Origin of the sequence: Sphingobium sp. (assembly GCF_035511395.1) — a bacterium.
GTDB lineage: Bacteria > Pseudomonadota > Alphaproteobacteria > Sphingomonadales > Sphingomonadaceae > Sphingobium.
This window is the reverse complement of the sequence record NZ_DATKFP010000326.1, coordinates 1-10,882: the sequence shown is the minus strand read 5'-3', so window position 1 is coordinate 10,882 and position 10,882 is coordinate 1. Positions and strand designations below refer to the sequence as shown.

General features: G+C 64.7%; 10 protein-coding genes. 2 read left to right on the top strand and 8 right to left on the bottom strand.

The window, feature by feature from the left end:
* The 5 genes from infB to rimP form a co-directional block, all read right to left on the bottom strand.
* Positions 1-2,414, bottom strand: a 2,414-nt coding sequence (gene infB / locus VMR39_RS22780; protein ID WP_325419398.1) for a translation initiation factor IF-2, incomplete at its 3' end; no start/stop codon positions are given.
* An 84-nt stretch (positions 2,415-2,498) separates the two neighbouring features.
* Positions 2,499-3,161 carry a DUF448 domain-containing protein gene (locus VMR39_RS22775; RefSeq protein ID WP_325419396.1) on the bottom strand — a complete coding sequence of 221 codons (663 nt, stop codon included), beginning with the start codon at positions 3,159-3,161 and terminating at the stop codon, positions 2,499-2,501.
* Positions 3,162-3,224: 63 nt separating this feature from the next.
* Positions 3,225-3,371, bottom strand: coding sequence for a hypothetical protein (locus VMR39_RS22770; RefSeq protein ID WP_325419394.1), 147 nt, complete (start codon positions 3,369-3,371; stop codon positions 3,225-3,227).
* Between the two features lie 6 nt (positions 3,372-3,377).
* Positions 3,378-4,949: a transcription termination factor NusA gene (nusA, locus tag VMR39_RS22765; RefSeq protein ID WP_325419392.1), complete on the bottom strand. Its 1,572-nt coding sequence runs from the start codon at positions 4,947-4,949 to the stop codon at positions 3,378-3,380.
* 14 nt (positions 4,950-4,963) lie between these two features.
* Positions 4,964-5,488, bottom strand: coding sequence for a ribosome maturation protein RimP (gene rimP, locus VMR39_RS22760; protein WP_325419390.1), 525 nt, complete (start codon positions 5,486-5,488; stop codon positions 4,964-4,966).
* Positions 5,489-5,686: 198 nt separating this feature from the next.
* Between rimP and VMR39_RS22755 the strand changes: the two genes are divergently transcribed.
* Both VMR39_RS22755 and VMR39_RS22750 read left to right on the top strand, forming a co-directional pair.
* Positions 5,687-6,820 (top strand): PQQ-dependent sugar dehydrogenase, encoded by a 1,134-nt coding sequence (locus VMR39_RS22755; RefSeq protein ID WP_325419388.1) that lies wholly within the window; start codon positions 5,687-5,689, stop codon positions 6,818-6,820.
* Positions 6,821-6,904: 84 nt separating this feature from the next.
* Complete coding sequence (locus tag VMR39_RS22750) at positions 6,905-8,023, top strand: NADH:flavin oxidoreductase/NADH oxidase (RefSeq protein WP_325419386.1); 1,119 nt, start codon at positions 6,905-6,907, stop codon at positions 8,021-8,023.
* A 35-nt stretch (positions 8,024-8,058) separates the two neighbouring features.
* On the opposite strand, the gene VMR39_RS22745 is transcribed toward VMR39_RS22750, so the two are convergent.
* The 3 genes from VMR39_RS22745 to VMR39_RS22735 all read right to left on the bottom strand — a co-directional run.
* Positions 8,059-9,690, bottom strand: coding sequence for a CTP synthase (locus tag VMR39_RS22745; protein WP_325419384.1), 1,632 nt, complete (start codon positions 9,688-9,690; stop codon positions 8,059-8,061).
* A 90-nt stretch (positions 9,691-9,780) separates the two neighbouring features.
* Entirely contained in the window at positions 9,781-10,155 is a 375-nt protein-coding gene (secG, locus tag VMR39_RS22740) for a preprotein translocase subunit SecG (RefSeq protein WP_325419382.1), read from the bottom strand.
* 253 nt (positions 10,156-10,408) lie between these two features.
* Positions 10,409-10,882, bottom strand: a 474-nt coding sequence (locus VMR39_RS22735; protein WP_325419380.1) for a triose-phosphate isomerase family protein, incomplete at its 5' end; no start/stop codon positions are given.

Genomic DNA, 10,882 nt, shown 5'->3' with positions numbered 1-10,882 from the left:
AGGACGAGCAGACCGGCTGCCTTGTCCTTCTTGCCCGCCGGGAACACCTGAAGCACTTCGGCACGACCAACGATCGTTTCGATGCGCTCGGGCGCCAGCTGGCCCGCCATTTCGCCGCGGACTTCCTCAAGCAGGTCGTAGATCACGTCATAGTAGCGCAGCGAAATCTTCTCGCGCTCCGCCAGCTGACGCGCCTTGGCATTGGGACGGACGTTGAAGCCGATCAGCGGCGCACGGCTGGCAGCGGCCAGCGTGACGTCGCTTTCGGTGATCGCACCGACGCCCGAATGCAGGACGCGAACCTTGATCTCGTCGGTCGAGATACGGTTCAACGCGGTCACGATCGCTTCGACCGATCCCTGCACGTCCCCCTTCACCACCACCGGATATTCGATGACGGTCGTGTTGAGCGCCGAGAACATATGCTCGAAGCTGGTCGGGGCTGCGGTGGTGCGCTTCTTGGTCGCCTGTTCCTGACGGTAAGCGGCGACTTCGCGGGCGCGGGCTTCATTCTCCACGACGGTGAGCTGGTCGCCCGCCATCGGGACGCCCGACAGACCCAGAACCTCGACCGGGGTCGAGGGACCGGCGGTCTTCACCTGCTGGCCCTTGTCGTTGATCATCGCGCGGACCTTGCCGCTTTCAGACCCGATGACGAAGGTGTCGCCGATCTTCAGCGTGCCCTTGCGGACGAGAACGGTCGCCACTGCGCCGCGGCCCTTGTCGAGCTGCGCCTCGATCACATTGCCTTCGGCGGCGCGATCGGGGTTGGCGGTCAGTTCCATGACCTCGGCCTGGAGCAGGATCTTTTCGATCAGTTCGTCGAGGCCGGTCTTCTTGAGCGCCGAAACCTCCACGTCCTGCACGTCACCGCCCATATCCTCGACCACGATCTCCTCGCTCAGCAGGCGCTCGCGCACCTTCTGCGGATTCGCTTCGGGCTTGTCGCACTTGTTGATCGCCACGATCATCGGAACGCCAGCCGCCTTGGTATGGTTGATGGCCTCGATCGTCTGCGGCATCAGGCCGTCATCGGCTGCCACCACCAGGATGACGATGTCGGTGACGTTGGCACCGCGGGCGCGCATTTCCGAGAAGGCTTCGTGGCCCGGCGTATCGAGGAAAGTGATGACATCACCGCCCTTGGTCTTCACCTGATAGGCGCCGATATGCTGGGTGATGCCACCGCTTTCGCCGGCGACCACGTCGGTCCCGCGCAGCGCGTCAAGCAGCGAGGTCTTGCCGTGATCGACATGACCCATGATGGTCACGACCGGCGCACGGGACTTCAGCGTTTCAACAGCGTCGGCTTCGCCTTCCATGCCGATTTCGACGTCGGCATCGGACACGCGCTGGATGCGGTGGCCGAATTCCTCGACCAGCAGTTCCGCCGTATCCTGATCGATCGGCTGGTTGAGCGTGACGGCGGTGCCCATCTTGAACAGGGCCTTCACCAGGTCCGCACCCTTTTCGGCCATGCGGTTGGCGAGTTCCTGAACGGTGATGCTTTCAGGCACGATCACGTCGCGGCTCTGCTTCTCGCGAGTCTTGGACCCGCCCGAATAATGTGCGCGACGCTCCTTTTCACGCGCGCGCTTCAGCGCCGCGAGGCTACGGGCGCGGGCGCTGTCGTCGTCCGCAAGGGCGCGGGTAACGGTCAGCTTGCCGGCCTGACGACGATTATCCTCGCCCTTCTTGGCACGATCGGGCTTGGCCGGTTCGGGGCGCTTTACCGGCGCTACCGGCGTGAAGCGGCGCGGCGGCGGAATGGTGGCGGCGGTCGCCGCGGGCTTCTGCTCGGCGGGCGCAGCGGCAGGTGCGACCGTTTCGGCAGGCGCCGCAGCGACGGGCGCAGCCTCTTCGACCGGGACCGGCGCAGGCGCCGCGGCAGTGTCCTCCGCAGCCTTTGCGGCGGCTTCGGTCTGACGCGTGGCATTGGCTTCCGCATTTTCAGCGGCGAGGCGATTTTCCTCGGCGCGGCGCTTTTCTTCCTCGATCGCGGCGAGTCGCTGGGCATCCTCACGACGGCGCGCATCTTCCAGCGCGGTCATGCGGGCCTCTTCGGCCTCACGCAGCAGCTTGGCCTGGAGTTCCTGACGCGACATCAGGCTCTGCGGCGGCGCCTGACGCACCGGAGCAGGCTGCGGCGCACGCGCCTGCGGCTGCTGCGGCGCGGGCGCGGCCGGGCGCGGCGCGGGAGCGACCGGGGTCGGATCGGCCTGGGGCGCAGCCGCAGGAGCGCCACCGGTCGTCTCACCGGGCTTGCCCAGGACGCGGCGCCGCTTCACCTCAACCACGACCGTATTCTTGCGGCCATGGCTGAACTGCTGCTGCACCTGACCGGATTCGACGGTCCGCTTGATGCCCAGCGGCTTGCGGCCCAGAACCGGCTTGTCTTCCTTGCTGTCACTCATATGTTCGAACTTAACCCTTCACTTCCGCTCTGGCCGGAAAGGCCCGCCAGCGCCCTTATTTCTCGATGCGTACCAGGCCAAAGCCTATTCAAGGACGGCCGGCGCATCAGCGGAGCCATGCTCCCCATGCACTGGCGCCCCGTTAGCGCAACCCAGATAGCTTTCCAAGCGGCCTATGGCCGCGCGCAGGCGCGAAGCAGCGCGCGAGTCGGTTACCGCGATATGGACAACATTGTCCCGCCCCATTGCCATAGATAGGGCGTCTCGGTCCACAGGCAAGGTGATGCCCGCCAAATCCGTGCCCTCCGCTTCCTGACCGACGCGATAGGCCTGGTCCAGCTTGCGGTTGCCGTCTGCCGCCGCATCGGCGGCGTGGAGCAACATCTGCACCTGGCCCTTGCGGCAGGCGACGTCGATCTTTTCCGAGCCGGTGAGCAGCATGGACGCACGCGCCTCCAGCCCCATCCGGTCGAGCAGAGCCTTGCGCAGACCCGACTCGATCATCTCCGGCAGCGTATCGGGAATCTGGAGCGCGCCTTCCTTGAAGGCGCGAGCGAACGCTCCCTTGAGCTTGCCCTTGGCCAGCGCGACTTCCAGCTCGGCGCGATTCACGCCGATCCAGGCACCCCGCCCCGGCGCCTTGGCACGGATATCGGGAAGCACCTGCCCTTCCGGCCCCACGGCCAGACGGATCAGCATTTCGGGATCGGCGCGGTCGCCGGTCAATATACATTTGCGTTCGGTCATGCGCGCTCCTCCGCCAGAACGGAAGAAAGGGCAAGTCCGACGCTGTCGAGAGCGGTTATTCTCTCATCGGGGAGTGTCCGCAGCATTGGCGTCCTCCCTTGGCTGGAGCGCAAGATCGACAGCCGCCGGCCGCCCCAGCCGCTCAACGAGCGACTGGGTGACATCGGCGACGATCGCCGGGTCGGCCAGACGGATATCGAAAACAGACATGGAGTCTCAGGCTTCCTCTTCGAACCAGTGGGCGCGGGCGGCCATGATGATCTCATTGCCCTGCTCGTCGCTCAGGCCATAGGCCGCCAGAATGCCGCCCTTGTCATCGCTGCTGCTGTCCGATTTGCGACGACGCTGGTCGACGCGCTTCTTCTGCACCAGCTCGTCAGTGGCGAGGTCGGCGAGGTCGTCGAGCGTCTTGACGCCCGCCTTGCCCAGCGTGACCAGCATCGCTTCGGTCAGGTGCGGCATGTCGGCCAGCGCGTCGTCGACGCCCAGCGCCTGACGCTCTTCGCGAGCAGCCTGTTCGCGGCGGTCGAGTGCTTCCTGCGCACGGCTCTGCAATTCGGCGGCCAGATCCTCGTCGAAACCCTCGATCGCGGCGAGTTCCTCGACGCTGACATAGGCGACTTCTTCCAGCTCGCCAAAGCCTTCGGCGACCAGCAGCTGCGACAGCGTTTCGTCCACGTCCAGTTCGTTCTGGAACAGTTCGGAACGGGCGACGAATTCCTTCTGGCGCTTCTCGCTCGCGTCAGCCTCGGTCATGATGTCGATCGCCTTGCCGGTCAGCTGGCTGGCGAGACGGACATTCTGGCCGCGACGACCAATCGCGAGGCTCAGCTGATCGTCCGGAACGACGACTTCGATACGCTCTTCTTCCTCGTCGATGACGACGCGGGCGACCTGCGCGGGCTGAAGCGCGTTAACGACGAAGGTCGCGGTATCTTCCGACCAGGGGATGATGTCGATCTTCTCGCCCTGCATTTCCTGCACGACGGCCTGAACGCGACTGCCCTTCATGCCGACGCAGGCGCCGACCGGATCAATGCTGCTGTCACGGCTGATGACGCCGATCTTGGCGCGCGAACCCGGATCGCGGGCAGCGGCCATGATGGTGATGACGCCGTCGTAGATTTCGGGAACTTCCTGCGCGAACAGCTTCTTCATGAATTCGGGGTGCGCGCGGCTGAGGAAGATCTGCGGGCCGCGATTTTCGCGGCGCACGTTCAGAACGACCGAGCGGATGCGGTCGCCGACGCGGACGACTTCGCGCGGAATCTGCTGGTCGCGACGGATCACGCCTTCGGCGCGGCCCAGGTTCACGACGACATGGCCGAACTCGACCGACTTGACGACGCCGGTGATGATCTCGCCGACGCGATCCTTATATTCTTCATGCTGGCGCTCGCGCTCGGCGTCGCGGACCTTCTGGAAAATGACCTGCTTGGCCGACTGGGCGTCGATGCGGCCCAGATCGATCGCGGGCAGCGGATCGACGATGAAGTCGCCGACGACGGCGTCCTTCTTCAGCTTGGCGGCCTGCTTCAGGTCCACCTGCTTGAAATAATCCTCCACGACCTCGACCACTTCGACGACGCGCCACAGACGCAGATCGCCGCTGTCCGGGTCCAGCTTCGCACGAATATCATTCTCGGCGCCGTACCGCGCGCGGGCGGCGCGCTGGATCGCGTCCTCCATCGCCTCGATGACGATGGCCTTGTCGATCATCTTTTCCGATGCCACCGAATTGGCGATGGCGATCAGTTCTGCCTTGTTGGCGGAAATGGCGTTGGCCATGACGTTATGAACCCTTATTCTTCGGTTTCAAACTCGTCCGCCCCATCGGAGGAGAGCGGCATACTAGCAGCAATCAGCTTGTCGGTCAGCACCAGCTTGGCGTCGCCTACAAGCGCGAAAGGAATGGAAACGTCACCCGCCTTGGCGTCGGCGAAGAGGATATCCTCGCCCTCGACGCCCTTCAGGATGCCGCGAAAGCTCTTGCGGCCCGACACGATCTCGGTCGCGTTGACCTTCGCCTCATGCCCGGCCCATTCGAGGAAGTCGTGCAGGCGGGTCAGCGGCCGGTCGATACCGGGCGAACTCACTTCCAGGCGATAGGCGTCCTCGATCGGGTCGGCTTCATCCAGCACGTCCGACAGGCGGCGCGAGATGGTCGCGCAATCCTCGATCACGAGCTGCCTGGTCTTCGGATTTTCGGCCATGATCTGAAGCGTATATTCGTCGCCCGACCCGAACAGCTTGATGCGCACGAGTTCGAAGCCCAGGGCCTTCACCTCGGGTTCGATCAGCGCGGTCAGTTCGGCGATGTCCGCCATGCAGTCTCCGTAAACCAAATATGTGCGTCTTCCCGCGCCGCAGGCTTGGCCTGCGACCCTGACATGTTTGACGATGTAAGGAAGCAAGGGCGATATAGGCGGCGCGCGGAAAATCTGCAACATTATTCGTCTCGAACCATTTGAAGCGCATCATTCCGCGCCACGCACCCGCCCCAAAGCCCTGACATGGAGACACAGATGCGCCATTTGACGCTCGCCGCCCTTCCCCTCCTGCTGATCGCCTGTTCGGGCGAGGGGGCCAACAGCCAGACGACCGCGCCCGGCGAAAAGCCGTTCAAGACGTCAGTCATCGCCGACTTCGATTCGCCCTGGGCGATGACCTTCCTGCCCGACGGCCGCGCGCTGGTAACGGAGAAGGCAGGCGAGATGATCCTGTTCGATCCGAAGAACGGCACCAAGATCCCGGTCGCGGGTATCCCCAAGGTCGATTATGCGGGACAGGGCGCGCTGATGGACGTGGTGCTGTCGCCCAGCTTCGCGAAGGACAAGGCGGTCTATTTCAGCTTCTCCGAGGAGCGCGACGGCCTCAAGGGCGTGGCGCTGGCGAAGGGCGCGTTCAACCAGGCGAGCGACGGAACGACGAAGCTGGACGGCGTGCAGGTCATCTTCCGCGCCAGCCCCTATGTCGATGGCAATGGCCATTATTCCGGCCGCATCGCCTTTTCGCCCGATGGCAAATATCTGTTCTTCACCAATGGCGAGCGGCAGAAATTCGACCCGGCGCAGGATCCCAAATCGACGCTGGGCAAGGTGCTGCGCCTGAACCTGGACGGCACGCCGGCGGCAAGCAATCCGCTGGCGGCAAAGGGTTTCAACCCCGCCATCTGGTCCTACGGCCATCGCAACCTGCTGGGCATTGCCTTCGACGCGGACGGGCGGCTCTGGGAGCAGGAAATGGGCCCCAAGGGCGGTGACGAGGTCAACCTGATCAAGCCCGGCCTCAACTATGGCTATCCCAAGGTGTCGAACGGCGACCATTATGACGGCAAGCCGATTCCCGACCATGCGCCGGGCGACGGGTTCGAGGCGCCCAAGGTCTGGTGGAACCCGGTCATCTCGCCGGCCGGCCTGCTCTATTATTCGGGCGACCTCTTCCCGCAATGGAAGAACTCGCTGTTCATCGGCGGCCTGTCGAGCCAGGCGCTGGTCCGCGTGAAGCTGGACGGAGAGAAGGCGGAAAAGGCCGACCAGTGGGACATGGGCGCCCGAATCCGCGAGGTCGAGCAGGGACCGGACGGCGCGCTCTGGCTGCTGGAGGATGGCAAGGACGGATCGCAGGGCCGGATGCTGAAGCTGACGCCGGTGGGCTGACCCCTTTCAGCGGCCCATTACGCTTCCTATTTGCGGCGCGGCACGATCATTCGTGCCGCGCCTTTTTCTTTCATGGAGAACCCCATGAGCGGTCCCAAGCTGTTCCAGCCCTTCCATGTCGGCGACATCAAGCTCGACAATCGCATCGTCATCGCCCCCATGTGCCAATATTCGGCGGTGGACGGGGAAATGACCGACTGGCACCTCATCCATCTCGGCCAACTCGCCCTGTCGGGTGCCGCACTGCTGACGATCGAGGCGACCGCGGTCCTGCCGGAGGGGCGGATCAGCCATGCCGATGTCGGCCTGTGGGACGACCGCACCGAGGCGGCGATGAAGCGGGTGCTGGACGGCGTGCGGCGCCATAGCGACATGCCGATCGCCATCCAGCTTGGTCATGCGGGACGCAAGGCGTCGACGCAGGTGCCGTGGCAGGGCGGCGCACAGATCGCCCCCGATGCCTCCAATGGCTGGCAGACGGTCGCCCCCTTTCCCCTGCCCTTCACGCCGGGCACCAACGCCCCGATGGCGCTCGACCGGGCCGGGATCGAGCGGCTGCGCGACGCCTTCGTCGCGGCGGCGAAGCGAGCGGACAATCTGGGGCTGGATGCGGTGCAGCTGCATGGCGCGCATGGCTATCTGATGCACCAGTTCCTATCGCCCCTCTCCAACCGGCGCGATGATGACTATGGCGGCAGTCTCGAAAACCGGATGCGTCTGCCGCTGGAGATTTTCGACGCCGTGCGTGCGGCCTTCCCGGCGGACAAGGCGGTGACGATGCGCGTCTCGGGCACCGACTGGGTCGAGGGTGGCTGGGACATCGAGCAGACGATCGCCTTTGCCATGGCGCTGGAGGCGCGCGGATGCAGCGCGATCCATGTGTCGAGCGGCGGCCTCGATCCGCGACAGGATATTCCGGTCGGTCCCAGCTATCAGGTGCCGCTCGCACGCGCGGTGAAGCAGGCTGTGACGATGCCGGTGATCGCGGTGGGCCTGATCACCGACTATGAGCAGGCCGAGGCGATCGTCGGCACCGGCGACGCGGACCTGATCGCGATCGCACGCACCATCCTCTACGATCCGCGCTGGCCCTGGCACGCAGCGGCGCATCTGGGGGCGAGCGTCAAAGCCGCCCCGCAATATCTGCGCTGCCAGCCCCGCCAGTACCGGCATCTGTTCGACGTGCCGAAGATGGAGGGCTGAAACGAAAAACGGGGCCTTACCGGCCCCGTTTCCTTTTATACCAACCGGCTCTGCTTGACCGCCGCTTCGATGAAGCTGGCGAAGAGCGGGTGCGGGTCGAAGGGCTTGGATTTCAGTTCCGGGTGGAACTGCACGCCCACGAACCAGCTATGGTCGGGCCGCTCCACGATCTCCGGCAGCGTGCCGTCGGGCGACATGCCCGAGAAGATCAGGCCGCCCTTTTCCAGCGGATCGCGATAGCTGGCATTGACTTCGTAGCGATGGCGGTGCCGTTCGCTGATGTCGTTGGTGCCGTAGATCCCCGCGACGACGCTGTTACCCGTCAGCTTCGCCGGATAGGCGCCCAGACGCATCGTGCCGCCCAGATCGGTTTCGGCGGTACGCTGTTGCAGACCTTCCTTGCTCATCCATTCGGTGATCAGACCGACGACCGGCTCCGACGTCTCGCCGAATTCGGTGGTCGACGCGTCGGCGATGCCCGCGGTGTTCCGCGCACCTTCGATGCAGGCCATCTGCATGCCAAGGCAGATGCCGAAGAAGGGCACGTTGCGTTCACGCGCGAAGCGGACGGAGGCGATCTTGCCCTCCGACCCGCGCACGCCAAAGCCGCCGGGGACAAGGATGCCGTGCATCGGTTCGAGGCTGGAGGCGAGATCCTCGCCCTTCTCGAACAGTTCGGCGTCGATCCACTTGATGTTGACCTTCACCCGGTTGGCGAGGCCGCCATGGTGCAGCGCTTCGTGCAGCGACTTGTAGGCGTCGAGCAGGCCGACATATTTGCCGACCACGCCGATGGTGACTTCGCCCTCCGGGTTCAGCTGGCGATCCATGATGTCGTCCCAGCGCTCCATGGTGGGCGCGGGCGCATCGCCGATGCCGAAGGCGCGCAGCACTTCGGCGTCCAGACCTTCGGCATGATATTGCTGCGGCACGGCGTAGATGCTGCTGGCGTCGAGCGCGGGAATGACCGCTTCGGGACGCACATTGCAGAAGAGCGCGATCTTCCTGCGCTCGCTCTCGGGCAGCGGATGTTCGCAGCGGCAGAGCAGGATGTCGGGCTGGATGCCAAGCGAGGTCAGTTCGCGCACGCTGTGCTGGGTCGGCTTGGTCTTCAGCTCGCCGGCGGCCGCGATATAGGGCACCAGCGTCACATGAACGAAGATCGACTGGCCGCGATCAAGATCGTTATGCAGCTGGCGAATCGCTTCCATGAAGGGCAGCGATTCGATGTCGCCGACCGTGCCGCCGATTTCGCAGAGCACGAAGTCGAGGTCTTCGGTATCGGCCAGGGCGAACGCCTTGATCTCGTCGGTGACGTGCGGAATGACCTGCACCGTCGCGCCCAGATAATCGCCGCGCCGCTCGCGCTGGATGATCGTCTGATAGACGCGGCCCTGCGTCACATTGTCCGACTGGCGCGCGGAAACCCCGGTGAACCGCTCATAATGGCCAAGGTCGAGGTCGGTTTCCGCCCCGTCGTCGGTCACATAGACCTCACCATGCTGATACGGGCTCATCGTCCCCGGATCGACGTTGAGATAGGGATCGAATTTCCGGATGCGAACACGGAAACCTCGCGCCTGCAACAGAGCTGCAAGCGAAGCGGCCATCAGGCCCTTGCCAAGCGAGGAGACCACGCCGCCGGTGATGAAAATATACCGCGCCATGGGAGTGGAGGCTTAGCCTTTCGGAACAACAAAGGGCAAGCGCGCGAATCCACGCGCGCTTAAAAAAAGATCGAAAGATCGGTGAAGTGGTTAGTTGGCGAGCGGAACCGCGCCATTGGACGCAGGCGCGGAGGCCGCATTGCTCGCGGCGCCCGCCAGCGGATCGGCGTTCGGCGTTGCCGGAGCGCTCTGCGTTGCCGGCGCCTGCTTGACCAGCGAGGTATCGATGTCGCTCGGCGCATGACGCACCGAGGCAATGACCGCCATGACGATCGACAGCAGCACGAAGATGCTGGCGAGGACAGTGGTCGAACGGGTCAAGAAGTCCGCCGCGCCGCGCGCCGACATCAGCCCCGCCGGGCTGCCGCCCACGCCCAGACCGCCGCCTTCCGACTTCTGCATCAGGATGACGGCAACCAGCAGGGCGGCGATGATCGCCTGCACGACGAGGAGGAAAGTGAACATTGCGAGTTTCTGTCCGGTGAAGGAGTGCGTTGGCGCGCACATAGCGACGATGGGGCGCGGGGGCAACCTGTGAGGGCGTTCAACGCCCCAGGAGCATAACCGCCAATCCACATGATGTGGATGAAAGCGGGATAACCCGCTCCCTTTCCCCCGTTCGGGCTGAGCCTGTCGAAGCCCAGCACTTCTCTTCAAGAAAGAAGCGCCCTTCGACAAGATCAGGGCGAACGGAGACAGGAATGATAGGAAGTTTATATCAGGCCGCAGCCGCCATGCGCTGGTCGGCCGCCTCGATGATCGGGGCGAACTTCGCTGCGGTCAGGCTTGCGCCGCCGACCAGGCCGCCGTCGACATCGACGATCGCCATCAGGTCCGCCGCATTGTCGCCATTCATCGATCCGCCATAGAGGATTCGCACCTTGTCGGCTTCCTCGCCGATCCGGCTTGCCAGCGCGGCGCGCAGCGCGGCATGCATCGACGCGACCGCTTCGATCGTCGGGATGCGGCCGGTGCCGATCGCCCAGATGGGTTCATAGGCGACCGCCAGCCAGTCCGCCGACGCGCCTTCGGGCAGGGATGCGAGCAACTGGTCGGCCACGACCTGCTCGGCCCGTCCGGCGTCCCGCACGGCCAGCGTTTCGCCGACGCACAGGATGACGTTGATTCCTGCCTCATGCGCGGCGACCGACTTGGCGGCGATATCGGCATTGGTTTCGCCCCGCGCCTCGCG

Excerpts from the sequence above, each read along its gene's own strand:
- secG (WP_325419382.1), bottom strand. The coding sequence starts at position 10,155 with ATGTTCACTTTCCTCCTCGTCGTGCAGGCGATCATCGCCGCCCTGCTG.
- VMR39_RS22750 (WP_325419386.1), top strand. The coding sequence starts at position 6,905 with ATGAGCGGTCCCAAGCTGTTCCAGCCCTTCCATGTCGGCGACATCAAG.
- VMR39_RS22770 (WP_325419394.1), bottom strand. The coding sequence starts at position 3,371 with ATGTCTGTTTTCGATATCCGTCTGGCCGACCCGGCGATCGTCGCCGAT.
- nusA (WP_325419392.1), bottom strand. The coding sequence starts at position 4,949 with ATGGCCAACGCCATTTCCGCCAACAAGGCAGAACTGATCGCCATCGCC.
- VMR39_RS22755 (WP_325419388.1), top strand. The coding sequence starts at position 5,687 with ATGCGCCATTTGACGCTCGCCGCCCTTCCCCTCCTGCTGATCGCCTGT.
- VMR39_RS22745 (WP_325419384.1), bottom strand. The coding sequence starts at position 9,690 with ATGGCGCGGTATATTTTCATCACCGGCGGCGTGGTCTCCTCGCTTGGC.
- VMR39_RS22775 (WP_325419396.1), bottom strand. The coding sequence starts at position 3,161 with ATGACCGAACGCAAATGTATATTGACCGGCGACCGCGCCGATCCCGAA.
- rimP (WP_325419390.1), bottom strand. The coding sequence starts at position 5,488 with ATGGCGGACATCGCCGAACTGACCGCGCTGATCGAACCCGAGGTGAAG.